The organism is Streptomyces sp. NPDC051563, from assembly GCF_044454225.1.
In the GTDB taxonomy this organism is placed as follows: Bacteria; Actinomycetota; Actinomycetes; order Streptomycetales; family Streptomycetaceae; genus Streptomyces.
This window is the reverse complement of the sequence record NZ_JBITDL010000006.1, coordinates 83,205-107,403: the sequence shown is the minus strand read 5'-3', so window position 1 is coordinate 107,403 and position 24,199 is coordinate 83,205. Positions and strand designations below refer to the sequence as shown.

The window sequence follows — 24,199 nt, the reverse complement described above, 5'->3', positions numbered from 1 at the left end:
GCGCCGGACTCCGACCGGGCCGGGTCTTCCTGTTCGGGCGCCGGAGCCACGAGATCTTCTGACCCCGGGTCAGGGCCCGTACGTCACGGCCGGGCAGGGGCGGCGGCCGTGCGCAGTTCCGCCAGCGAGCGGCGCTGGACCCCCTGGCCGTCGAAGTTCCCGGGGGCGAGCCAGGCCTCGAAGCCCTGCTTGACCGCCGGCCATTCGGTGTCGGTGACGGAGTACCAGGCGGTGTCGCGGTTGCGGCCCTTGTAGACGACCGCCTGCCGGAAGATCCCCTCGAAGGTGAAGCCCAGACGCTCCGCCGTCTTGCGCGACGGCGCGTTGAGGCTGTCGCACTTCCACTCGTAGCGACGGTAGCCGAGGTCGTCGAAGACGTACTCCATGGCGAGGAACTGGGCCTCGGTCGAGACCGGGCGGCGCTTCATCACCGGGGAGAACATCACGTTGCCGACCTCGACGACCCCGTGGTCCGGGTCCTGCCGCATCAGCGCGAGGGTGCCGGTCGCCGTTCCGGTGGAGAGGTCGATGACCGCGTAGTGCCGCGGGTCCGCGCAGGCGGCCGCGTCCTCGGCGTAGCGGCGGTAGTCCTCCGCGGACTCGAACGGGCCCGTGAACATGTACGTCCAGTCCCGCTGGTCGGCCCCGCCGACGTAGGCCGCATGGAGCTCGGCGGCATGCCGGTCCGCGTCCAGCGGTTCCAGCTGGCAGCGCCCGCCCGCGAGCGTGACCGCGGCGGGCCGGGGCCGGGGGGACCAACCGGGCACGGGCTCGCCGATGGGCTGGTCGTACGCGTTGAGGCGAGGGGGCCTTGCTCCTGCGCCGCTGGGAGTGCTCATGGATCCCATATCACCACGAATGTCCGACGCGGTCCCGCGCGGACGAGTGGCCCCGCCCCTACCGAGAAATTCCGCATCAATTACCTATAGTCGCCAACGAAGCGGACACGTGGACACGTGGACACGGGCAACGGAGGCAGGCGCATGGGCAGGATCGTGGTGGGCGTCGACGGGTCCACGCCCTCGTTGAAGGCACTGGCCTGGGCCCAGCGCCAGGCCGAACTCTCCGGCGCCGCACTGGAGACCGTCACCAGCTGGGAGTACGAAACCTGGGCCGCCACGGTACCCGGCGGCATCACCCCCGATGTCAACCCCGAAGAGCTGGCGCGGCAGATCCAGGACGAGGCCATCGACAAGTCGCTCGACGCCGAAGCGGCCAAGACCCTGACCCGCAGCGTCATCAACGGCGGCCCCGCCCGCGTCCTCCTGGAACGGGCCGAGGGCGCCGACCTCCTCGTCGTCGGGGACCGCGGCCACACCGGACTCGTCGCCACCCTCCTGGGCTCCGTATCGCTCCACGTCACCCAGCACGCCCCCTGCCCCGTCACCGTCGTCCGCGGCGCCGTTTCCTGACCGGGCCAGGCCGTCGACCGGCCAGGCCGTCGACCGGCCCGGCCGTCGGCCCGGTAAAACGCTCGACCGGCCGATCATGCTCGGGTAGCGTGGGCGGGCCCCCCGTGCGAGCCGCCGAAGTCTCCACCTGCCTTCTGCCGTTGGAGAACCGGTGTCCACCCTCGCCGCCCCCGCTCCCGTCGCCGCACCCCGCCGGGCCTGGCTCGCCGATCTGCCGGTGCTGCTCGTCGCCGTCGTCTGGGGCGGCAGCTACCTCGCCGCCAAGGGCGTCACCACCACGCACACCGTCATCGCGGTGCTCGTCCTGCGCTTCGCGCTGGTCCTGCCCGTCCTGGCCGTCGCCGGCCGGCGAAAGCTGCGCGCGCTCACCCCCGCCCAGCTGCGCGGCGCCGGAGTGCTGGGACTCGTACTCGGCGGAATCTTCCTGCTGGAGACCTACGGGGTCGTCCACACCTCCGCCACCAACGCCGGGCTCATCATCAGCCTGACCATGATCTTCACCCCGCTCGCCGAGTCGGCCGTCCGGCGCACGGCCCCCTCGCCGGCCTTCCTCGGCGCCGCGGCCGTCTCCGTGTGCGGGGTCGTGCTGCTCACCCAGGGGGCGGGCTTCACCACCCCGAGCTCCGGGGACCTCCTCATCCTCGGCGCCGCGCTCGCGCGGACCGCGCACGTCCTGCTCATGTCCCGGATCAAGGCCGTGCAGGAGGCCGACTCGCTCTCCCTGACGACCGTCCAGCTCGGGACCGCCGTCACCGTGTTCGCCGTACTGGCCCTGCTGCCCGGCACCGGCGCGAGCCCCTGGGCGGCCGCCGCCGGCTTCGGCGCCGCCGAGTGGGCCGGACTCGCCTTCCTGTCCGTCTTCTGCACCCTGTTCGCCTTCTTCGTCCAGATGTGGGCCGTCCGCCGCACCTCGCCGTCCCGCGTCAGCCTGCTGCTCGGCACCGAACCCCTCTGGGCGGCCGCGGCGGGCATCGCCCTCGGCGGCGAGCGGCTCGGCGCGGCCGGTTTCGCGGGGGTCGCGCTGGTGCTCGCGGGTACCGCCTGGGGGCGGCGCGCGGCTGGCTGAACGAATGGCCGAAAGCCGCTCCGGGCAGTTCAACTCCCGGTCTAGGGTGACCACATGCCGGTTCTGGACCTCAGTACGATCGCCGCAGACTTCAACGAGAACCCGTACCCCCACTACGCCCGCATGCGTGCGGAAGGGCCCGTCCACCGGGTGAAGGCGGCGGACGGCCAGGAGGTCTGGCTGATCGTCGGCCACCAGGAGGCCCGCCAGGCCCTCACCCACCCCGCGGTGTCCAAGAACTGGCTGTCCTCCGGGCTCTACACGGACCGGGAGCGGACCGAGGCCAGCGCCAACATGATGCGCGCCGACCCGCCCGACCACACCCGGCTGCGCCGGCTGGTCTCCCGTTCCTTCGCCCCCGGCCGGATCGAGGGACTGCGCCCGCGCATCCAGGAGATCGTCGACGGACTGCTCGACGGGATGGAGGCCCTTCCCGAGTGCCGCGCCGACCTGATCGAGGCCTTCGCCCAGCCGCTGCCCATGACCGTGATCTGCGAGCTCCTCGGGGTCCCGGAGGCCGACCGCGGCGCCTTCCGCGGCTGGATCACCGAGATGGTCTCGCCCACCGGGGTCGAGTCCGAGAACGCGGCCGTGCGCGCCATGACCTCCTACACGGCCGAGCTCGTCGACGCCAAGATCGCCCGTCCCGGCGAGGACCTGCTCAGCGACTGGGTGACGAGCCGGGGCGACGGGGGAGACCGGCTCTCCCGGCAGGAGCTGGTCGCCATGGCCGTCCTGATGATGGTCGGCGGGCACGAGACCACCGTGCACCTGATCTCCAACGGGATGCGGGCGCTGCTCACCCACCCCGAGCAGCTCGCCGCGCTGCGCGCCGACCCCGGCGGCCTGATCGACGGCGCCGTCGAGGAGATCCTGCGCTACGACGGCCCGGTGGAGACGGCCACCTTCCGTTTCGCCGGCACGGACCTGGAGATCGGCGACACCTTCATCGAGGCGGGCTCCGCCGTCCTCGTCTGCCTCGCCGCGGCGGACCGCGACCCGGCCCGCTTCGACCGCCCGGACGCGTTCGACATCCGCCGCACCGCCCGCGGCGGGCACATCGCCTTCGGGCACGGCATCCACCACTGCGTCGCCGCCCCGCTCGGCAGGCTGGAGGGCCGGATCGCGATCCGGTCCCTGCTGGAGCGCTTCCCGGACCTCCGCGCGGAGCCGGCCGTCCTCACCTGGACGCCCGGGACCCTGGTCCGGGGGACGACCCGGCACCCGGTGTGCTGGTAGCGGGGATGCGCCGGACTGACGGTTTACGGGCCTCAGAGGTCCGGGAGCTCCTCCAGGGCCACCCGGCGCCGCTCCCGCCGCGAGAGCTCGCAGGCCTCCGCCACCCGGAACGCGGCGAGCGCCTCGACGCCGTCGCAGGGATTGGGGCCCTCGCCCCGCACCAGCCGGACGAAGGCCGCCAGCTCGGCCTCGTAGGCGGGGGCGAAGCGTTCCAGGAACCCCGGCCACGGTTTGGTCGCCGGGGGCGGGCCCTGCGGTTCGGTCGAGGCGATCGGCGTGCGGTCGTCCAGCCCGGTGGAGACCTGGTCCAGCTCCCCGGCCAGCTCCATCCGGACGTCGTACCCGGCGCCGTTGCACCGCGTACCGGTACTGGAGACCAGCGTCCCGTCGTCCAGGGTGAGGACGGCCGCGGCCGTGTCGATGTCGCCCGCCTCCCGGAACTGCGCCGGCCCCGCGTCCGACCCGGCGGCGTACACCTCGCGCACCTCGCGGCCCGTCACCCAGCGGACCATGTCGAAGTCGTGCACCAGGCAGTCCCGGAACAGCCCGCCCGAGGTCCGCAGGTACTCGGCGGCCGGCGGAGCGGGGTCCGCGGTCGTGGTCCGTACGGTGTGCAGCCGGCCCAGGGCCCCGGAGCGGACCAGGTCGCGCGCCGTCGCGTAGCCCGCGTCGAAGCGGCGCATGAACCCGAGCTGGAGCACCCCGCCGGCCGCCGCCACCTCGCGCAGCACCGCCAGGGTGCGGTCCAGGTCCGGGGCGACCGGCTTCTCGCAGAACACCGGCAGCCCGCCGCGGACCGCCCGTACGACGAGGTCGGCGTGCCCCTCGGTGGCGCAGGACACCACCAAGGCGTCCACGCCCCAGGTGAAGATCTGCTCGACGGTGGGCGCGGCGGTGGCCCCGAGCCGGTCCGCGAGCCGCACCGCCCGCGCGGGGTCGGCGTCCGCGAGCAGGAGCGAGCCCGCGTCCGCCTGCCGGGCCAGTGCCGCCGCGTGGAAGGAACCGATCCGGCCCGTTCCGATGAGCCCGATGCGCATGCACTCAACGTGGCCCCGTCCGGGGGAGCTGTCAATCTGTCCCGCTGTGTCCGACACGGTCCGCAATGGCCCCGATGACCTTGCATGGTGCACTGTGACGGATACTGGGCGGCTGCGGCTTGAAACATATGACCGTTTTGACGACCGGGTACCGCGGCGGGACAGCGCTCGCGGAACGGCCCGACAAGCGAAAGGCACGGGCAGACGTGGCTAGGGTTCGGACAGGGGTACGCCTCGTGGGCGCGGTGCTCGCGGCGGTACTGGGCGCCTCCCTCGTGGGCTGCAGCAGTACGGGCGGCAAGCGCGCCGAGGACCGCGCGAAGGCCGAGGCGGCGGGCCGGCCCGCCGTTTCCACTCCGCGCTGGACCTTCGCGATGGTCACCCACGCGGGAGACGGGGACACCTTCTGGGACATCGTGCAGAAGGGGGCCAAGGAGGCCGCGGCGAAGGACAACATCAACTTCGTCTACGCCCACGACGACCAGGCACAGCAGCAGGCCCAGTTCGTCCAGAACGCCATCGACCAGAAGGTCGACGGGCTGATCGTCTCCCTGGCCAAGCCCGAGGCCCTCAAGGACGTCCTCGCCAAGGCCGTCAAGGCCGGCATCCCGGTGATCACGGTCAACTCCGGATCCGCCGAGTCCGCCGCCTACGGAGCGCTCACCCACATCGGCCAGGACGAGGTCATCGCCGGCGAGGCGGTCGGCACCGAGCTGGGCAAGCGCGGCCGCAAGAAGGCCGTCTGTGTCCTGCACGAGCAGGGCAACGTGGGCCACGAGCAGCGCTGCGCCGGAGCGAAGAAGACCTTCGCCGAATCCGGCGGGACGATGGAGAACCTGTACGTCGAGGGCACCAACATGCCGTCCGTCCAGGCGGCCCTGCAGGCCAAGCTCCAGGCAGACCCCTCCGTCGACGCGATCGTCACCCTCGGCGCGCCCTTCGCCCCGACGGCCGTCAAGGCCAAGGAGGCGGCCGGCAGCAAGGCCGAGGTCGACACCTTCGACCTGAACGCCTCCGTGGCCCGCGACCTGAAGTCCGGCGCCCTCGGATTCGCCGTCGACCAGCAGCCCTACCTCCAGGGCTACGAGGCCGTGGACCTGCTCTGGCTCTACCGCTACAACGCCGACGTCCTCGGCGGCGGCAAGCCGGTGCTCACCGGGCCGCAGATCGTCACCGGGGCCGAGGCGGCCACCCTGGAGAAGTTCATCAACCGGGGCAGCCGATGAGCACCACCACCAAGGCCCCCGCTCCGGCCCCCGCCCCCGTCCCGCGCGACGAGCGGCTCGCCCCCACCTCGCTGCTGCGCCGCCTGCTCGGCCGCCCCGAGCTCGGCGCGGTGGTCGGCGCGGCCGCCGTCTTCGTCTTCTTCTCCTTCGCCGCGGACAGCTTCCTGCGGGCCTCCAGCCTGAGCACGATCCTGTACTCGGCCTCCACCATCGGCATCATGGCCGTCCCGGTGGCCCTGCTCATGATCGGCGGCGAGTTCGACCTGTCCGCCGGGGTCATGGTCACCTCCTCGGCGCTGCTCAGTTCGATGTTCAGCTACCAGATGACCGCCAACGTCTGGGTGGGCGTCCTCGTATCGCTGCTGGTCACCCTGGGGATCGGGTTCTTCAACGGGTTCATGCTGACCCGCACGAAACTCCCCAGCTTCATCATCACGCTCGGCACGTTCCTGATGCTGACCGGCCTGAACCTCGGCTTCACCAAGCTGATCAGCGGCTCGGTCTCCACCAAGACCATCGCCGACATGGAGGGCTTCTCCTCCGCCCGCGCGCTCTTCGCCTCGCAGTGGACCTTCGGCTCGGTCACCCTCAAGGTCACCATCCTGTGGTGGCTGGTCCTGGTCGCCGTGGCCACCTGGATCCTGCTGCGCACCCGCGCCGGGAACTGGATCTTCGCCGTCGGCGGCGGTGCGGACGCCGCCCGGGCGACCGGCGTACCGGTCGTGAAGACCCGTATCGGCCTGTACATGGGCGTCGCGCTGTGCGCCTGGATCTCCGGGCAGCACATCCTCTTCTCGTTCGACGTGGTCCAGTCGGGCGAGGGCGTCGGCAACGAGTTCCTCTACATCATCGCGGCCGTCATCGGCGGCTGTCTGATGACCGGCGGCTACGGCTCGGCCATCGGCTCCGCCGTGGGCGCCTTCATCTTCGGCATGACCAGCAACGGCATCGTGTACGCCCAGTGGAACCCGGACTGGTTCAAGTTCTTCCTCGGCGCGATGCTGCTGCTGGCCACGCTGCTCAACGCATGGGTCCGCAAGCGGGCGGAGGCGAAGTGACGATGACCGAGACCGCAGCCGGGGCCACCCCGGACACCGCACCCGCCCTGGTGAAGCTGACCGACGTCAGCAAGTACTACGGCAACATCCGCGCCCTCCAGGATGTCTCCCTGGAGGTCTCGGCCGGCGAGATCACCTGCGTCCTGGGAGACAACGGCGCCGGCAAGTCCACCCTGATCAAGATCATCGCGGGGCTGCACCGACACGACGCCGGCACCTTCGAGATCGAGGGCGAGGAGACCGTGCTCGCCAACCCGCGCGCCGCCCTCGACCGCGGCATCGCCACCGTCTACCAGGACCTCGCCGTGGTCCCGCTCATGCCCGTCTGGCGTAACTTCTTCCTCGGCTCCGAGCCCACCAAGGGCCGCGGCCCGCTCCGCCGCCTCGACGTGGAGCTGATGCGCCGGACCACCCGCGCCGAGCTGCTGCGCATGGGCATCGACCTGCGGGACGTGGACCAGCCCATCGGCACCCTGTCCGGCGGCGAGCGGCAGTGCGTGGCCATCGCCCGCGCCGTCCACTTCGGCGCCAAGGTCCTCGTCCTGGACGAGCCCACCGCCGCCCTCGGCGTCAAACAGTCCGGGGTGGTCCTCAAGTACGTCGCCGCGGCCCGTGACGCGGGTCTCGGCGTGGTCCTGATCACGCACAATCCGCACCACGCCCACCTGGTCGGGGACCGCTTCGTGCTGCTCAAACGCGGCACCATGGCGGGCAGCCACACCCGGGACTCGATCACCCTGGACGAGCTCACCCGGCAGATGGCGGGCGGCTCCGAGCTCGACGAACTGAGCCACGAGCTGGAGCGAGTGGCAGAATCAGGACCTGACCACACGCCCCGACCCGAAAACACCGCCGGCCCCACCACGGGCACCACCGCATCCTGAGGGACGACACGACTCGATGAGCACGTACCGGGACTTCACGCTCGCCCACCGGGGGGCGGCGCGGGGCACCGTCCTGCGGACCATCGGGACCCGTGAGCGCAGGTCGCACCTGACCGCCCCGCGCGTTCCGACCGTCGGCATCGACATCGGCGGCACCAAGGTGATGGCCGGGGTCGTCGACGCCGACGGGGTCATCCTGGAGAAGATCCGGACCGAGACCCCGGACAAGTCCAAGAGCCCCAAGGTGGTCGAGGACACCATCGTCGAGCTGGTCCTCGACCTCTCCGACCGGCACGACGTGCACGCCGTGGGCATCGGCGCCGCCGGCTGGGTCGATGCCGACCGCTCCCGCGTGCTGTTCGCCCCGCACCTGGCCTGGCGCGACGAACCGCTGCGCGACGCCCTCCAGTCCCGGCTCGCGGTCCCGGTCATGGTGGACAACGATGCCAACACCGCCGCCTGGGCCGAGTGGCGCTTCGGCGCCGGCCGGGGCGAGGACCACCTGGTCATGATCACCCTGGGCACCGGGATCGGCGGGGCCATCCTGGAAGGCGGCCAGGTCAAGCGCGGCCGCTACGGGGTGGCCGGCGAGTTCGGCCACATGCAGGTGGTCCCCGGCGGCCACCGGTGCCCCTGCGGCAACCGCGGCTGCTGGGAGCAGTACAGCTCCGGCAACGCCCTGGTCCGCGAGGCCCGCGAGCTGGCCGCCGCCGACTCCCCGGTCGCGTACAACCTCATCGCCCGGGTCGGCGGCAACGTCCACGAGATCACCGGGCCGCTCATCACCGAGCTGGCCCGCGAGGGCGACGCCATGTGCGTCGAGCTCCTCCAGGACATCGGCCAGTGGCTCGGCGTCGGCATCGCCAACCTCGCGGCGGCCCTCGACCCCTCCTGCTTCGTCATCGGGGGCGGCGTCAGCGCCGCCGACGACCTGCTGATCGGCCCCGCCCGAGATGCCTTCCGCCGCCACCTCACCGGCCGCGGCTACCGCCCCGAGGCCCGCATCGCCAAGGCCCAGCTCGGCCCCGAGGCCGGCATGGTCGGCGCCGCCGACCTCTCCCGGCTGGTCGCCCGCCGCTTCCGCCGGGCCACGCGCCGGCGCGTCGAGCGGTACGAGCGCTACGCGCAGTTCGGCCGCCGCGACACGACCACCGGCCCCGAGGACCAGGACCAGCAGTGACCCCGCCTTCCCTGCCCCGCCAGGCCCCGCCCCCCGACGAACGGTCCGACGCGTCCACCCCCGCAGAGGACCGCAAGCACGTGGTGCGGCGCCGCTGGATCACGGCGATCATCATCCTGCTCCTCGTCGGCGTCCCGGCGGGCTACCTCGCCGTCTCCGCCCAGCAGAGCCGCCAGAGCGGCCGGGACAAGGCCGCCAAGGTCGGCGCCGCGAAGGTCCGCGGCGGCTGGCCCTCCAAGGTGCAGCGCAGCATCTACGAGGTCCCGATCCCGGTGAAGGCCTCGCGGGTGGGGTACCTGGAGACCAACAACTGGCACACCAGCCGCCTGTACGTGCAGTTCGGGGTCACCCCCCAGGAGCTCGACACCTTCCTCACCGATGTCGGCACGAGCCGCGAGGCCCTGACCCGCGGAGTGTCGATCTCCCCGGGCGACACCACGTCCGCGGGCTGGCGCTGGGGCCCGAAGGGCAGCTGGTACGGGATCACCCTGGACGCCCCGGACCCCCGCCCCACCCGTGACATCACCGTCGACCTCAGCCACCCCGGGTACCCCAAGGTCTACGTGGTCTCCACGGCGGTGCCGTAGGCGGCACCGGGGGCATCACCCCGCGGGGGTACAGTGCGTCCCGGAGGCGGGGCCGTAGCGCAGAGGTCGTCGCGCGCGGTCTCCAAAACCGCGAGGACGCCGGTTCGAATCCGGTCGGCTCCGTCTTCCCTCCTTCCCTCCGCCCGGCGGCGCCCGCGGCGCTAGCCTTGGATCATGAAGCTCACCAAGCGGCTGCACTCCTGCGTCCAGCTGGAGAAGGACGGGCTCGTGCTCGTCATCGACCCGGGCGCCTTCAGCGAACCGGACGCCGGTCTCGGCGCCGACGTCCTGCTCGTCACCCACGAGCACCCCGACCACTTCGAGGAGGGCCGGCTGCGCGCCGCCCTCGACGCGAACCAGGCGGCCCAGCTGTGGACCCTGCGCAGCGTCGCGGAGAAGCTCGCCCCCGCCTATCCGGGCCGCGTCCACACCGTGGGCCACGGCGACGCCTTCACCGCGGCCGGCTTCGACGTCCAGGTGCACGGCGAGCTGCACGCCGTGATCCACCCGGACATCCCGCGGATCACCAATGTCGGCTACCTGGTGGACGGTTCCGTCTTCCACCCGGGCGACGCGCTGACCGTGCCCGCCACCCCCGTCGAGACCCTCATGCTCCCGGTGCACGCGCCCTGGAACAAGATCGCCGAAGTGATCGACTACGTGCGCGAGGTCAAGCCGCTCCGGACCCTCGCCATCCACGACGCGGGCCTGACCGACATCGTGCTGCCGATCTACGCCAACCAGATCGGCAACCTCGGCGGCGCCGAGTACGGCCGACTCACCGCGGGGCACACCGCCGACCTGTGACTGTCGGTGCCGGGCGGTAGGTTGGACGGCATGCGTATCGCCACGTTCAACGTCAACTCCATCACCGCCCGGCTGCCGCGCCTGCTGGCCTGGCTGGAGAGCTCCGCCGCCGATGTCGTGTGCATCCAGGAGACCAAGTGCTCCGCGGAGCAGTTCCCGTACGAGGAGCTCCGCGCCCTGGGCTACGAGTCCGCCGTCAACGCCACCGGACGGTGGAACGGCGTGGCCCTGCTCTCCAAGGTGGGCCTGGAGGACGTGGTCGTGGGGCTGCCCGGCGGGCCCGACTACGAGGGCGTCGAGGAGCCCCGCGCCATCTCCGCCACCTGCGGCGGCGTGCGGGTCTGGTCGGTGTACGTGCCCAACGGGCGCGAGGTCGAGCACGACCACTACGGCTACAAGCTGGAGTGGTTCCGGGCCCTGTCCGCCGCCGTCGCGGAGGACGCGGCGGGGGAGCGCCCCTTCGCGGTGCTCGGCGACTTCAACGTGGCCCCGACCGACGAGGATGTCTACGACCCGGCGGTCTTCGAGGGCCTCACCCACGTCACCCCGGCCGAGCGGGCCGCCCTGGAGCAGCTGCGGGCCGCCGGACTCTCCGACGTCTTCCCGCGCGCGCTCAAGTACGACCGGCCCTACACCTTCTGGGACTACCGGATGCTGGCCTTCCCGAAGAACAGGGGCATGCGCATCGACCTGGTCTACGGCAACGCCGCCTTCGTCAAGGCCGTCACCGACTCCTACGTGGACCGCGAGGAGCGCAAGGGCAAGGGCGCCTCCGACCACGCACCGGTGGTCGTCGACCTGGAGGTCTAGCTCCCGCCCCGGTGCCGGAGGAGGGATGGGGCCTTCGCGCGTGATCCTTCAGGCGCGCCCTATGGCCGGTCGCGGATCCTGGTGTCAGGCTGGCTCCATGAACATCCCTTTCCTGGCCAACTGGATCAACCGACATGAAACGGACCGCGGCGCGGGGCTCGCCGCGGCCCTCGCGGACGATCCCGAGGGCATCAACGAGTTGTTCGCGGAATGCGAGATGCTGCGCGCCCACGCCCGCTCGGCAGGTCTCGAACTCGACGAGAGCCCGGGCTCGTTGGAGGGGATCGACCAGCTGATGCCGCGCTGGCGCCGGGATCCGGAGATCACCCCGTGGCTCGGCAACGACGCGGGCTTCTACCTCGGCACGGTGATCGTCCGCTCCGTTCCGGGCGCCGCCTGGCAGGTGTGGCCCAACGGCCAGCCGATGATCCGGCTGGCCTCGGGGCGCGAGCTGAACGTGGTCGAGTCGGGGGTGTCCTGGGCGATGACGGGATCCCCCGAGCTCAGCCAGGCGTACGCCGAGGCCTCGGAGGGCTGAACTGCCCCGGAATTCCGCGCCGCCACGAAAGGCTGACCTCGGGCGCCTTTATGCGGCATTTAGGCGTGTCGCGATGAAGTGCCCTTCCGCGGCTGGATAGTTTGCGCTGACCTCGACACACCGACAAGTGGGCAGGGCAGCGTATGGCCGTCGATCCGTTGATCGAGCTGCGGGACGTCAACAAGCACTTCGGACAACTGCACGTCCTCCAGGACATCAACCTCACCGTCGGCCGCGGGGAGGTGGTGGTGGTCATCGGCCCCTCCGGCTCCGGGAAATCCACCCTGTGCCGGGCGATCAACCGGCTGGAGACCATCGAGTCGGGCACGATCACGCTCGATGGGAAGCCGCTGCCGGCCGAGGGCAAGGAGCTCGCCGCGCTCCGCGCGGACGTGGGGATGGTCTTCCAGTCCTTCAACCTCTTCGCGCACAAGACGGTCCTCGCCAACGTCTCCCTCGCGCAGGTCAAGGTCAGGAAGCGCAAGAAGGAGGAGGCGGACAAGCGCTCCCGCGAGCTGCTGGAGCGGGTCGGCCTGGCGAACCAGGCCGAGAAGTTCCCGGCCCAGCTCTCCGGCGGCCAGCAGCAGCGCGTGGCCATCGCCCGGGCGCTCGCCATGAACCCCAAGGCCCTCCTCTTCGACGAGCCCACCTCCGCGCTCGACCCGGAGATGATCAACGAGGTGCTGGAGGTCATGCAGCAGCTCGCCGCGGAGGGCATGACCATGGTCGTGGTCACGCACGAGATGGGCTTCGCCCGCTCCGCCGCCAACCGCGTGGTGTTCATGGCCGACGGAAAGATCGTCGAGGACCGGACCCCGGAGGCCTTCTTCACCGCCCCCGAGAGCGACCGGGCCAAGGACTTCCTCTCCAAGATCCTCAAGCACTGAGGGGCGGCCCGATGAGACACCCGATGGAACGCGCGCGCCCGCGCATCCGCACCGCCGCCCTCGCCCTGGCCCTCGTGCTCGTGGGGGCCCTCGCCGGATGCGGGAAGTCCGGCAGCCCGCCGGTCAAGGGACCGCAGCCCGAGGACCTGCCCGTCTACCAGGTCGCGACCGGCTTCCAGCTGCCGGACTCCCCGACCTGGGAGAAGGCCAAGCGGCGCGGCCACCTCGTGGTCGGCGCCAAGGAGGACCAGCCGTACATGGGGGAGAAGGACCCCGCGAGCGGCCGCTACTCCGGCTTCGACATCGAGATCGCCAAGATGATGTCGGCCTCGCTCGGCTTCGACCCCAAGACGATCGAGTTCAAGACCATCGCCTCCGCGAACCGCGAGACGGCTCTGCAGAACGGCCAGATCGACTACTACGTGGGCACCTACACGATCAACGACAACCGCAAGAAGCAGGTCGGCTTCGCCGGCCCCTACTTCATGGCCGGCCAGTCCCTGCTGGTGCGCAAGGGGGAGACGGAGATCAAGGGTCCCGAGGACCTCGCCGGCAAGAAGGTCTGCTCGGCCGCCGGCTCCACCCCGTATCAGCGGCTCCAGAAGGAGTTCCCGCGGGCCGTCCTCGTCGCCTACGACACGTACTCGGTCTGCGTGGACAACCTGCTCACCTACCAGGTCGACGCCGTCTCCACGGACGACTCGATCCTCCTCGGCTACGCGGCCAAGGTCCCCGAGGAGCTCAAGGTGGTCGGCAAGCCCTTCTCCGAGGAGCCCTACGGCATTGGCGTCCCGCGCTCCGACAACGCCCTGCGGTTCGCCCTCGACGACGCGCTCGCCGCGAACGAGAAGAACGGCAACTGGAAGAAGGCCTACGAGGCCACGCTCGGCCTCTCCGGCCAGCCCGCGCCGACACCGCCCGCCATCGACCGCTACCCGGCGAGCTGAGGGGAGAGCGCACCGCCATGGACGTACTCACCGAAAACTTCTCGCTCTACGGGAAGGGCTTCCTCGGCACCGTGGAACTCACGGTCTACGCCTCCCTCCTGGCCCTGGTCCTCGGTTTCCTGATGGCCTCCTTCCGCGTCGCCCCCGTCGGCTCCTTCCGGGTCTTCGGCACCGTCTGGGTGACCATCCTGCGCAACACCCCGCTCACCCTGCTCTTCTTCGCCGTCCTGCTCGGCCTGCCCCGCTTCGGCCTGGTGCTGCCCTTCCAGCTCTTCGCCGTGCTGGCCCTGGGCTGCTACACGTCGGCCTTCATCTGCGAGGTCCTGCGCTCCGGCATCAACACCGTGCCCAAGGGCCAGGGCGAGGCGGCCCGCAGCCTCGGCATGTCCTTCGGCCAGACCCTGGGCACGGTCGTCCTGCCCCAGGCCTTCCGGTCCGTGATCCCGCCCATCGGCTCCACCCTGATCGCGCTCGCCAAGAACTCCGCGATCGCCGGGGCCTTCAGCGTCACCGAGCTGCTGGGCACGTACAAGACCCTCAACGAGCTGGGCTACAGCATCATCTGGACCTTCGTCTGGATCGCGGTGGGCTACCTGATCATCACCCTGTCCATCAGCGCGCTGTTCAACGTGCTCGAAAAGCGCTACGGAGTCGCCCGATGACCGCGCACGCGCTCCACGGTGACCTGGAGTCCACCGCCCTCTACGACCTGCCGGGCCCGCGCGCCCAGCGCCGCCACTTCTTCTACGGGATCGCCTCGACGCTCGTCATCCTCGCCCTGCTCGGCTGGCTGCTCTACCTGCTCTTCGACACGAACCAGTTCACCGCCGCCAAGTGGAGCCCCTTCACCTACACGGGCATCCAGGAGCTGCTGCTCAAGGGGCTCTGGAACACCCTCAAGGCCTTCGCCTACGCCTCGGTCCTCTCGCTCGTGCTCGGCGCGGTGCTCGCGACCGGCCGCCTCTCGGTCCACCGGCCGGTGCGCTGGCTGTCGACGCTGTGCGTGGAGTTCTTCCGGGCCATGCCCGTGCTGGTGATGATCTTCTTCATCTTCGTCGCGCTCAAGGTCCAGCCGCTGCCCGCGCTGGTCGCCGGACTGACCCTGTACAACGGCTCGGTGCTGGCCGAGGTCTTCCGCACGGGCATCAACTCGGTCGAGAAGGGCCAGCGCGAGGCCGCGTACGCCCTGGGCATGCGCAAGACCCAGGTGATGACCCACGTCCTGGCCCCGCAGGCGGTCCGGGCGATGCTGCCCACGATCATCAGCCAGCTCGTGGTCGCCCTGAAGGACACCTCGCTCGGCTACCTGATCACCTACGAGGAGTTCCTGCACGCGGGCAAGCTGATCGCATCCAACCTCGACTACGACCTGCCCTTCATCCCCGTCGTGATGATCATCTCGCCGATCTACATCGGGATGTGCATGCTCCTGTCCTGGTTCGCCACCTGGGTGGCCCGGCGCGAGCGCCACAACCCCAAGACGAAGGCGGTCGGCATCGACATCGACACGGCCGACCCCTCGGCGGCCCTGCCGGGCCGGATCTGACCCGGAGGGCGAACCCCCAGAGCCACACCCGGCCCGGCTGCAGCCGTGGATCACTGCTCGCGCAGCGGCACCGAGACGTACGAGGGATCGGTGCGCGGCGAGGAGAAGGTCAGCTGCGCGCCGGTCGGGTTGTGCTCGATGTACAGCGGATCCACGCTGTCGACGACGACCGCGAGGCGGTGCCCGGCCGGGACGTCGTAGGCGGTGGAGAAGAGCTCCAGGTCCACGCCGAAGGAGCGGCCGGCCGGCTTGTCGTGGAAGGTGTACGGGGCGTTGCTGATCAGCTTGCCGATCCCGAGCGGGCCCACGTCGTAGAGGTACGCGACGAAGGTGCCGTCGGACTTCGTGGGCGTGAGCGTGGTGTGCAGCTTCACCGTGCCCCGCACCCGGCGCTCCTGCGCGTAGCGCGGCGACTGCCAGACGGCGGCGAAGGCGCGGGGGAGCAGCGGGATGGAGGCGGTGGGGGGCGCCTGGGCGATCTGGTCGAGCAGGCTGGACAGCATGACGATCCCGCCGTCTGCACCGGAGTCGATGCCGGTGAAGAGGTGCTCGCTGTCGGAGAGCATCAGCTTCTCGGCGCCGCCGGAGCCGACCGACTTCCAGTCGGCGTATCCCTCGTACCCGCCGTCGCTGCGGGGTTTGATCTGTACCGGGGCCTCGGCGTCCACGCCGTTGGGCGCGCCCTTGAGGTAGTGGTCGAACCAGCGGTGGGCGTTGGTCCAGGTGTCGTTGGGCAGTCCGAGGAGCCCGGTGGCCTCGGCGGTGGCGTGGTCGCCCGGGCGGAACTCCAGGCGCTTGGGGCCGGTCAGCTTCTCGAAGAACTTCGCGTACTGGTTGGGCGGGAAGATGGTGTCGCCCCAGGCGTTGCCGAGCATGATCGCGGCGCCGTTGGCGTTGATCGCGTCCACCTTCTCGGCGGCGGAGCGCTTCTTGCCCCACTCGATCATCTGCGGTTCCCGGTCCAGCTTCGATCCCAGGAAGTCGCCGAGGATCCCCTGGAGTTCGGGGCCGGGGCGGCCGGTGAGGAAGCCGGCGCCGCCGAGCAGGGCGGCCGCCTGGAGGTGCTGGGTGCGGCCGGAGTAGATGGACTCGATGAGATCGGCCCAGCCGCTGAGCGCGACCACGGCCTTGATGCGCGGATCGCTCGCGGAGGCCAGCAGGCTGATGCCCGCACCGTACGAGACCCCGCCCATGCCGATGTGCGCGGCGTCGGCCGGGGTGTTGGCGAGGGCCCAGTCGATGACGGCGGAGACGTCCGCGACGTCCGCGGGGCCGGCGGTCTCGATCTCGCCGCCGGAGAGCCAGAACCCGCGCGAGGTGTAACTGACCACCACGTAGCCGGAGTCGGCGAGCTGCTTGGCCTGCGCGATGTATTCGATCTGCGGCAGGCCCCAGCTGGTCGGCAGGACGATCAGCGGATACTTCGTGCCGGTGCCGGCCGCGGCGCCCGCCGGGGCGAAGACGTTGCCCTTGAGGGTGATGCCACCGGAGCCGGGGATGTCGTGGAAGGTGATTCCCGAAGCGGCTGCCGTGGTGTCCGCGGAGACGGCGGTCGTGCGGGCGGGAGCCGCCTGGGCCTGATGGGGGGCCAGGCCCAGGGCGGCTGCTGCCAGTACGGCTGCCATGGCAGTCGCGGTTCTGGTGGTGCGGACCGTGCGGACCATCGATCGCTCCTCGCGTGCGCCGGGTGTCAAAGTGACCCGACGGTAACGGGAGGGGATTACCGGAAGTAACCCGTGAGTAAGTTACGTGCCGGTAACGATTGAATGATGGTCAACTTCGCATGATGCGCACGAGGGGGTGCGGACCGGCCCGTCCGGGCTCAGCCGGCCTGCGGGGCTCCGGCCGCGGCGCTCTTGCCCTGCCACTGCTCCCAGGTGAGGTTCCACTCGCCGTAGCCGTTGCCCACGTCCGGGTTGCCCTTGGAGCCCTGCCCCACGACCTCGAACGGGTCCCCGGCCTGGGCGGCGGCGAAGAACGCCTTGGCGTTCTCGTCGCTCATGCCCACGCAGCCGGAACTGGTGTTGGCGCGGCCGAAGTTGGCGGTGTTCCACGGCGCGGCGTGCACGTACATGCCCGACCAGGTCAGCCGGATCGAGTAGTCGACCATCTTGTCGTAGGAGTCGCCCAGGCCCACCGTCTGGGAGTCCATCCGGATGGTGCCCTCCTTGGCCATCATCACCATCTTCCCGTCCCAGGAGGCCTTCTTGCCGCCGGGCGTGCCCGCCGAGACCGGGATGGTGCTGACGACCTGGCCGTCTTCGGTGACCGTGGCCTTCTTCGTGTCGAGGTTCACCTTCACCTCGCGGTCCTTGCCTATCTTGAACTCGGTGTTGTAGTCCTTCACGAACATCCCGCCGCCCGGGCCGGAGTCGACACCGTTCAGGTTCATCTGGACCTTCACGTCCGTACCGGACTTCCAGTACTCCTTGGGCCGCCAGTCCACCCGGTCCTTGCCGGAGTAGTCCGTGATCCAGCCCCACGAGCCCTCGGTGTTGTTCGAGGTGGTCACCTTGAGCTGCTTCTCGACCGCCGCCTTGTCCTTCACCGGGTTGTCGAAGACGATCGAGACCGGCATGGCCACACCCACGGTGCTGCCCTTGGGGATGTTGATCGAGACCTTGTTCACCTTGTCGGGGGCCGAGGTCTTGAACGTCGTCGTGGCGCTCTGGCTGTCCGTGTTCTGGGCCTCGACCTTGTAGTCGGCCGAGGGCAGGGCGTTGCCCTGCGAGGTCCAGGTCTTCCCGTCGGCGGTTATCTGCCCGGCCAGTTCCCCGCCCTTGGCGTCCGTGACCTTCACCGCCGCGAGCTTCCCCTCGGCGATCGTCACGGTCACCGGCACCCCCGCCTTCACCTGGTCGCCGGTGAGGTTCACCGAGACCGCCATGGCCGGCTTCTCCTTCATCTCCGCCTTGGCTCCGCCACCCGCGGTGGCGGAGCCGCCACCGCAGGCCGCCAGCGAGGCGACCAGCAGGGCGGTACCGGCCGCCACGGCGGTGCGGCTGCGAACAGAGAAGACCCGGCGTGTGCGGCTCAACGAAAACCCCTCCGAAGTAATGATCGTCCGCAAAAGGAGATGCGAACGGAACAACTCTAGGTTGCGGGAGATCAGGAAAACTTCAGGATTTCCTATGTGACATGGACCGCAGCGATACGGTCATCGTCCGGTCACAATCGCCGCGCACGGCGGTCACGGAGGCCTGTGAGAGTCCTGTACATCCACCGATTCGGACGTACAGGACGTACAGGAAGGCCGGTCAGCCGTGTGTGCACTGCTCGTGACCCCCACCCAGCAGGACCAGACCCGAAGCCGGGACCGGGAGCTCACGGTGCGCCCGCTGTCCGAAGCGGAATACCGGGGATTCCTTTCGCGGCACGGCCGGGCCAGCTTTCTCCAGTACCCGTCCTGGGGCAGCGTAAAGGACCTTTGGCGATCCGAAAGGGTCGGATGGCACTACCCCGGAGGTGAAATAGAAGGTGCCGGACTCGTTCTCTACCGCCAATTCCCCGGCACCCGCAAATACTTCGCCTACCTCCCCGAGGGACCCGTCGCCGACTGGGCCGACCCCGACATCGACCGGTGGCTGACCCCCCTCAAGAACCACCTCAAGGCCTCCGGCGCCTTCGCCGTCCGCATCGGTCCCACCCCCGCCTACCGCCGCTGGGACGCGGCCACCGCCAAGGCCGGCACCGGCCCGGGCCGGCAGATCTCCGACGTGCTCGCCACCGAGGTGGACCCGGTCGGCGCCGCGCTCGCCGACCGGCTGCGCACCCGCGGCTGGAAGCGCTGCGGGGGCGAGGACGACGGCGACGCCCAGCCCCGCCACGTCTTCCGCGTCCCGCTCGCCGGGCGCACCCTCGACGACCTGTGGTCGGGGCTGAACCAGGAGTGGCGGCGCAATGTGCGCAAGGCCACGAAGGCGGGGGTCGAGACGGTCGTCGCCGGGGCCGCCGAGCTGCCCGAGTTCTACCGGCTGTTGCGCATCACCGAGGAGCGCGACGGCTTCCGGCTCGGCCGCTCGCTCGCGTACTACCAGCAGCAGTACGAGGTCCTGAACGCCGAAGAACCCGGCCGCATGCGCCTCTACCTGGGCGTTCACCAGGGCGAGATCCTCGCCGCGCACACCATGATCGTGGCCGGCGGCAGGGTCTGGTACCAGACCGGCGCCTCCGCCGACCACCGCCGCGAGGTCCGCCCCAGCAACGCCCTGCAGTGGCGCATGATGTGCGACGCACATGCCCTCGGAGCGGACGAATACGACATGCGCGGGGTACCCTCCACCCTCGACCCCGACGAACGTTCCTTCGGGCTGCTGCGCTGGAAGCTCGGCACCGGCGGACAGGTCGTCGAAACCCTCGGCGAGTGGGAGACCTCCATGGACGGATGCGCCAACACGGCCCTCTACAAGGCGTTCCAGGCGTACATGGCCCGCCGGTGACCCTCGCAGACCCCCGAGCAGAGGCCACGGCAGCGGCCGCGGCCGAGGCCACGGCAGAGGCCCGCACCGACCGCGCGGCACCGGAGAAGACCTCGGTGCTGCGCAGCGGCGCGCTCATGGCCGCCGGCTCGATCGTCTCCCGCGCCACCGGCTTCGTGCGCTCCGCCGTGATCGTCGCCGCGCTGGGCACCACCCTGCTCGGCGACGGCTACGCGGTCGCCAACACCGTCCCGAACATCCTGTACATCCTGCTCATCGGCGGCGCCCTCAACGCCGTCTTCGTCCCCGAGCTGGTCCGCGCCGCCAAGGAGCACCAGGACGGCGGCGCCGCCTACACCGACCGGCTGCTCACCGTCTGCACGGCCGCGCTGCTGGTCCTCACCGCCGCCGCCGTCCTGGCCGCCCCGCTCATCGTCTCGGCGTACACCGGCTACAGCGGCGGCCAGGAGTCCGTCACCGTGGCCCTGGCCCGGTACTGCCTGCCGCAGATCCTGTTCTACGGACTGTTCACGCTGCTCGGGCAGGTGCTCAACGCCCGCGGCCGGTTCGGCGCCATGATGTGGACCCCGGTCCTCAACAACCTCGTCGTCATCGCCGTCTTCGGGCTCTTCCTCTACGTCTCCCACGATGCGGCGGACGGCCTCAGCGCCTCCGAGACCCGGCTGCTCGGCATCGGCACCACCGCCGGCATCGTCGTCCAGGCCCTCGGCCTGATCCCCTCGCTGCGCGCCGCCCGCTTCCGCTGGCGCCCGCGCTTCGACTGGCGCGGCAGCGGCCTGGCCCGCCCGCTGCGCAACGCGGGCTGGCTCGTCCTGCTCGTCCTGACCAACCAGATCGCCTACTGGGTCGTGACCCGGCTCTCCACCGCCACCGGCGAGCACGCCGTCGCCCAGGGCCTGGCCGGCGGCGCCGGATACACCGCCTACAGCAACGCCTACCTGTTGTGGATGGTCCCGCAGGGCATCGTCACCGTCTCCCTCGTCACCGCCCTCATGCCCCGGATGAGCTCCGCCGCCGCCGACGGCGACCTCGGGGCCGTGCGCAAGGACGTCTCCTACGCGCTGCGCTCCAGCGCCGCCCTGGTCGTCCCCGCCGCCGCGCTCTTCGCCGCCCTCGCCCCCTGGGTGATCGGCAGCGTCTTCGAGTACGGCCGCACCGGCCCCTCCGACGTCGCCGTCATGGCCGGCATGCTCGCGGCCTTCGCGCCCGGCCTGATCGCCTACTCCGCGCAGTACGTGCTCTCCCGCGGCTTCTACGCCCTCTCCGACACCCGGACCCCCTTCTTCCTCAACCTCTCCATCGCCGCCCTCAACGCCGGGCTCTCGGCCGCCGCGTACCTCCTGCTGCCGCCGCGCTGGGCGGTCACCGGCATGGCCGCGGCCTGCTCGATCGCCTACGCCGTGGGCGCGGCCGTCACCGCGTACGTCCTCTCCCGGCGGCTCGGCCCGCGCACCGGCACCCGCACGGAACGCCGCAGCACCGCCGTCCGCACCCACCTGCGGCTCCTCTGCGCCTGCGCCCCGGCGGGCGCCGCCGGGTACGCGGCCGCCCGCTCCGTCGACCGGTTCGCGCACCTCGCCGGACCCCTCGGCAACTTCGCCGCGGCCGCGGCGGGAACCGCGGTGATCCTCCTCGTCGTCGTACTCCTCGCCCGCCCCCTGCGGCTCACGGAGATCACCGACCTGCTGGACTCCGTACGGCGCAAGACCGGCCGTTGAACCGGGCCCGCTCCCGGCCGCCCATATCGGCCGAAAGCGGGAGGGGATCGATCGACGACCCTGGAATACTGACCCGATGCCACGCGTACTGCTGATCGAGGACGACCCTTCCATCAGGGAGGGCGTGGGCCTCGGCCTGCGCCGGCGGGGCCACGACGTGAGCGCGGCCGAGACCGGCGAGGCCGGACTGAGCCTCATGGCGAGCTTCCACCCCGAGCTCGTCCTGCTCGACCTCATGCTGCCCGGCATCAACGGGGTCCAGGTCTGCCGCCGGATCCGCGAGACCAGCCAGGTCCCGATCATCATGCTCACCGCGCGCGGGGACGACTTCGACATAGTCGTCGGCCTGGAGGCCGGCGCCGACGACTACATCGTCAAACCGGCCCGCACCGAGGTCATCGAGGCCCGCATCAAGGCCGTGCTGCGCCGCCTCAGCGAGCCCGCGGGCGGCCGCCCCGACGTGGAGTTCCACGGGGAGCTCGCCGTCGACCGGGCCGGGCTCACCGTCGCCAAGAACGGCGAGCGCGTCCCCCTGGCCCCCAGCGAGATCAAGCTGCTCCTCCACCTGTCGGCCTCGCCCGAACAGGTCTTCTCCCGCCAGCAGCTCCTCGAATACGTGTGGGAGCACAGCTACCACGCCGACGCCCGGCTGGTGGACGCCTGCGTACGCCGCCTGCGCCACAAGATCGAGGACCCTGAGGGCGCCCCCCGCTACATACAGACCGTGCGCGGCTTCGGCTACCGCTTCGGACCCCTGTAGGCCGCCCGCATGAGACGCTTCGCACCGCTGGGCCTGCGCACCCGGCTGATCGCCGCCTTCCTGCTGGTCGCCGCCATCTGCGCGGTGAGCACGGCCGCGCTCACCTACCAGCAGGCCCGCAACGCGATCCTCAAGCAGAGCCAGGACACCGCCGTCAGCACCCTGCGCGACCTGGTCGACTCCCAGTACACCCAACTGCCCATGGGGCAGGCGGAACTCCAGCGGCTCGTCGGGGAACTGGGCAAGCGCGGCCAGCCGCACCCCTGGATCGTCTACGGGGAGTACGGCAAGCTCCGCGCCACCTCGAACCAGGGCGGCCCGATCACCTCGCCCGCCGTCACCGAACAGCTCCGCAGCCAGGTGACCGCCCATCCGCACGGCGCCTTCCAGCGCACGCAGGACCGCAACGGCAACCTCTCCCTCGTCGTCGGCATGCCCGCCGTCTTCAAGCGCGACGAGGTCTACGAGACCACCGGCGCCGTGTTCTACGCCGTCGTGCCCCTGACCACCGAGCAGACCACCGTGGAGGCCCTGGTCGCCGCCGCCAGGAGGGGCGCCGTACCGGGCCTGGCGATCTCCCTGATCCCCGCCCTGCTCGCGGCGCGCAGCGTCCTCAGGCCCGTGCGGGACATGCGCAAGGCCGCCCAGCGGCTGGGACGCGGCCGTCTCGACACCCGGATCGAGGTCCGCGGATCCGACGAACTCGCCGGACTCGCCCGCACCTTCAACGAGACGGCCCGCGCACTCGAACAGTCGGTCAGTGAACTCCGGGAAGCCGAGGCCCGCGCCCGACGCTTCGCCGCCGACGTCTCCCACGAACTGCGCACCCCGCTCGCCGGGATGCTCGCCGTCACCGAGGTCCTCGACGAGGGCGCCGAGGACCTCGACCCCGACACCGCCAAAGCACTGCGCCTGATCAGCGCCGAGACCGGGAAACTCGCCGTGCTCGTCGAGGACCTCATGGAGATCTCCCGCTTCGACGCCCGCGCCGCCGAACTCAACCTCGACGAGGTCGACGTCGCCGAGACCGTCACCAAGACCCTGGAACGCCGCCACTGGACCGACGGGCGGGTCACTACCGAACTGCCCCCGGACATCCGCGCCCGGCTCGACCCGCGCCGCTTCGACGTGGTCCTCGCCAACCTCGTGGGCAACGCCCTCAGACACGGCGGGACCCCGGTCCGCGTCACCGTCCGCACCGAGACCCGGCCCGACGGCGAGCGGCTGCTCGTCGAGGTCGCCGACAACGGGCCCGGCATCGCCCCCGAGGTGCTGCCGCACATCTTCGACCGCTTCTTCAAGGCCGACGCCGCCCGCACCCGCTCCACCGGCAGCGGTCTGGGCCTGGCCATCACCCTGGAGAACGTCCGCCTGCACGGAGGCACCCTGCACGCGGCCAACGGCCCCGGCGGCGGCGCCCTCTTCACCCTCGACATGCCCCTGGAGGCCCGCGCATGACCCGCGTGCGCAGGGCCGCGGCCGCGTTCGCCCTGACCCTCCCGCTGCTGCTCGCCACCGGCTGCGGCATCGCCACCACCGGGGTCGTCGAGAGCGGCCGCGCCGGAACCGTGAAACTGGCCACCGCGCCGGACCCGGGCCTGCTGTACTTCATCGCGCCCGACGGTGCGCTCGTCCCCGTCCCGGTCTCCGACCGGATGCAGCGGCCGGACAGCGGCTTCACGATCGGGATGCTGCTGGAGGGGCCGAACGAGACCGCGCGGGAAGCCGGTCTGACCAGTCAGATCCCCCTGCCGGACAGCATGACCCCGGAATCCGGAGCGGGCGTCCGCAGACCGGTCAAGGTCGCAGCCGACGGGAAGACCATCCGCCTGGTCCTGCCCCTCCCGGTCGGGCCGCTGTCCGGACCGGCCCGCAGCCAACTGGCCTGCACGGCCCTCGCGGCGGTGACCGCCAGCCCGGCCCCCGAGATCGTCCTCATCGGAACCGACGGCAAGGAGCAGTCCGCCACTTGCGAGACCAGGCCCGCGCAGTGACACCCGGCCGGGCCGTCGGAGCCCCGCGGGGCCCCTTGCGGGCCGGGCCGCTCCCCGCCACCGT

At 71.1% G+C, this 24,199-nt stretch carries 24 protein-coding genes and 1 tRNA gene; 21 read left to right on the top strand and 4 right to left on the bottom strand.

Translation table 11 applies throughout. The features are described 5' to 3' along the window. Positions 1-83 precede the first annotated feature (83 nt). Entirely contained in the window at positions 84-839 is a 756-nt protein-coding gene (locus ACIA8F_RS09855; RefSeq protein WP_399377764.1) for a GNAT family N-acetyltransferase, read from the bottom strand. Positions 840-983: 144 nt separating this feature from the next. Between ACIA8F_RS09855 and ACIA8F_RS09850 the strand changes: the two genes are divergently transcribed. The 3 genes from ACIA8F_RS09850 to ACIA8F_RS09840 all read left to right on the top strand — a co-directional run bounded on the left by ACIA8F_RS09850 (position 984) and on the right by ACIA8F_RS09840 (position 3,717). Next, complete coding sequence (locus ACIA8F_RS09850; RefSeq protein ID WP_399377763.1) at positions 984-1,412, top strand: universal stress protein; 429 nt, start codon at positions 984-986, stop codon at positions 1,410-1,412. A 151-nt stretch (positions 1,413-1,563) separates the two neighbouring features. Then, on the top strand, positions 1,564-2,478 hold the full coding sequence (locus ACIA8F_RS09845) for a DMT family transporter (protein ID WP_399377762.1): 915 nt from the start codon (positions 1,564-1,566) through the stop codon (positions 2,476-2,478). Positions 2,479-2,532: 54 nt separating this feature from the next. Next, a complete protein-coding gene (locus ACIA8F_RS09840) occupies positions 2,533-3,717 on the top strand; it encodes a cytochrome P450 (RefSeq protein WP_399377761.1) in 1,185 nt (394 codons plus the stop codon). Between the two features lie 32 nt (positions 3,718-3,749). Here the strand turns inward: ACIA8F_RS09840 and ACIA8F_RS09835 are convergent, their stop codons facing one another. Beyond that, positions 3,750-4,754 carry a Gfo/Idh/MocA family oxidoreductase gene (locus ACIA8F_RS09835; RefSeq protein ID WP_399377760.1) on the bottom strand — a complete coding sequence of 335 codons (1,005 nt, stop codon included), beginning with the start codon at positions 4,752-4,754 and terminating at the stop codon, positions 3,750-3,752. Positions 4,755-4,960: 206 nt separating this feature from the next. On the opposite strand from ACIA8F_RS09835, the gene ACIA8F_RS09830 reads away from it, so the two are divergent. From ACIA8F_RS09830 to ACIA8F_RS09770, 13 genes are all read left to right on the top strand, one after another. Next, entirely contained in the window at positions 4,961-5,980 is a 1,020-nt protein-coding gene (locus tag ACIA8F_RS09830; protein ID WP_399377759.1) for a sugar ABC transporter substrate-binding protein, read from the top strand. Continuing rightward, complete coding sequence (locus ACIA8F_RS09825) at positions 5,977-7,038, top strand: ABC transporter permease (protein ID WP_399377758.1); 1,062 nt, start codon at positions 5,977-5,979, stop codon at positions 7,036-7,038. Before ACIA8F_RS09830 ends, ACIA8F_RS09825 begins: the two co-directional genes overlap by 4 nt. Before the next feature lie 2 nt (positions 7,039-7,040). After that, complete coding sequence (locus ACIA8F_RS09820) at positions 7,041-7,922, top strand: ATP-binding cassette domain-containing protein (RefSeq protein ID WP_399377757.1); 882 nt, start codon at positions 7,041-7,043, stop codon at positions 7,920-7,922. 16 nt (positions 7,923-7,938) lie between these two features. Next, positions 7,939-9,102 carry an ROK family glucokinase gene (locus tag ACIA8F_RS09815; protein WP_274550214.1) on the top strand — a complete coding sequence of 388 codons (1,164 nt, stop codon included), beginning with the start codon at positions 7,939-7,941 and terminating at the stop codon, positions 9,100-9,102. After that, on the top strand, positions 9,099-9,689 hold the full coding sequence (locus ACIA8F_RS09810; protein ID WP_399377756.1) for a hypothetical protein: 591 nt from the start codon (positions 9,099-9,101) through the stop codon (positions 9,687-9,689). Before ACIA8F_RS09815 ends, ACIA8F_RS09810 begins: the two co-directional genes overlap by 4 nt. A gap of 48 nt (positions 9,690-9,737) precedes the next feature. After that, positions 9,738-9,812 (top strand) — tRNA-Trp (locus ACIA8F_RS09805). A gap of 51 nt (positions 9,813-9,863) precedes the next feature. Next, on the top strand, positions 9,864-10,496 hold the full coding sequence (locus ACIA8F_RS09800; protein ID WP_399377755.1) for an MBL fold metallo-hydrolase: 633 nt from the start codon (positions 9,864-9,866) through the stop codon (positions 10,494-10,496). Positions 10,497-10,526: 30 nt separating this feature from the next. Further along, positions 10,527-11,306 (top strand): exodeoxyribonuclease III, encoded by a 780-nt coding sequence (locus ACIA8F_RS09795; RefSeq protein WP_399377754.1) that lies wholly within the window; start codon positions 10,527-10,529, stop codon positions 11,304-11,306. Positions 11,307-11,403: 97 nt separating this feature from the next. After that, positions 11,404-11,844, top strand: a complete 441-nt coding sequence (locus ACIA8F_RS09790; RefSeq protein ID WP_399377753.1) for a DUF6278 family protein — start codon at positions 11,404-11,406, stop codon at positions 11,842-11,844. A gap of 143 nt (positions 11,845-11,987) precedes the next feature. Continuing rightward, a complete protein-coding gene (locus ACIA8F_RS09785) occupies positions 11,988-12,731 on the top strand; it encodes an amino acid ABC transporter ATP-binding protein (RefSeq protein ID WP_266885175.1) in 744 nt (247 codons plus the stop codon). Positions 12,732-12,754: 23 nt separating this feature from the next. Further along, the gene (locus ACIA8F_RS09780; RefSeq protein WP_399377752.1) at positions 12,755-13,678 is read left to right on the top strand and encodes a glutamate ABC transporter substrate-binding protein; all 924 of its coding nucleotides are present in this window, start codon (positions 12,755-12,757) and stop codon (positions 13,676-13,678) included. A 17-nt stretch (positions 13,679-13,695) separates the two neighbouring features. Continuing rightward, positions 13,696-14,340, top strand: a complete 645-nt coding sequence (locus ACIA8F_RS09775; protein ID WP_274550219.1) for an amino acid ABC transporter permease — start codon at positions 13,696-13,698, stop codon at positions 14,338-14,340. After that, the gene (locus tag ACIA8F_RS09770; RefSeq protein WP_399377751.1) at positions 14,337-15,224 is read left to right on the top strand and encodes an amino acid ABC transporter permease; all 888 of its coding nucleotides are present in this window, start codon (positions 14,337-14,339) and stop codon (positions 15,222-15,224) included. Before ACIA8F_RS09775 ends, ACIA8F_RS09770 begins: the two co-directional genes overlap by 4 nt. 50 nt (positions 15,225-15,274) lie before the next feature. Here the strand turns inward: ACIA8F_RS09770 and ACIA8F_RS09765 are convergent, their stop codons facing one another. Further along, positions 15,275-16,888: a CocE/NonD family hydrolase gene (locus ACIA8F_RS09765; RefSeq protein WP_399377750.1), complete on the bottom strand. Its 1,614-nt coding sequence runs from the start codon at positions 16,886-16,888 to the stop codon at positions 15,275-15,277. Positions 16,889-17,046: 158 nt separating this feature from the next. After that, positions 17,047-18,261: an Ig-like domain-containing protein gene (locus tag ACIA8F_RS09760; protein WP_399377749.1), complete on the bottom strand. Its 1,215-nt coding sequence runs from the start codon at positions 18,259-18,261 to the stop codon at positions 17,047-17,049. A gap of 226 nt (positions 18,262-18,487) precedes the next feature. Here ACIA8F_RS09760 and ACIA8F_RS09755 point away from each other — a divergent pair, with 226 nt between their 5' ends. The 5 genes from ACIA8F_RS09755 to ACIA8F_RS09735 all read left to right on the top strand — a co-directional run bounded on the left by ACIA8F_RS09755 (position 18,488) and on the right by ACIA8F_RS09735 (position 24,135). Beyond that, entirely contained in the window at positions 18,488-19,663 is a 1,176-nt protein-coding gene (locus ACIA8F_RS09755; protein WP_399377748.1) for a lipid II:glycine glycyltransferase FemX, read from the top strand. Continuing rightward, entirely contained in the window at positions 19,609-21,381 is a 1,773-nt protein-coding gene (murJ, locus tag ACIA8F_RS09750) for a murein biosynthesis integral membrane protein MurJ (RefSeq protein WP_399377747.1), read from the top strand. Before ACIA8F_RS09755 ends, murJ begins: the two co-directional genes overlap by 55 nt. Positions 21,382-21,457: 76 nt before the next feature. After that, positions 21,458-22,141, top strand: coding sequence for a response regulator (locus tag ACIA8F_RS09745; RefSeq protein WP_399377746.1), 684 nt, complete (start codon positions 21,458-21,460; stop codon positions 22,139-22,141). Positions 22,142-22,150: 9 nt separating this feature from the next. Then, a complete protein-coding gene (locus ACIA8F_RS09740) occupies positions 22,151-23,599 on the top strand; it encodes an ATP-binding protein (protein WP_399377745.1) in 1,449 nt (482 codons plus the stop codon). Next, entirely contained in the window at positions 23,596-24,135 is a 540-nt protein-coding gene (locus tag ACIA8F_RS09735) for a hypothetical protein (RefSeq protein WP_399377744.1), read from the top strand. Before ACIA8F_RS09740 ends, ACIA8F_RS09735 begins: the two co-directional genes overlap by 4 nt. Positions 24,136-24,199 lie beyond the last annotated feature (64 nt).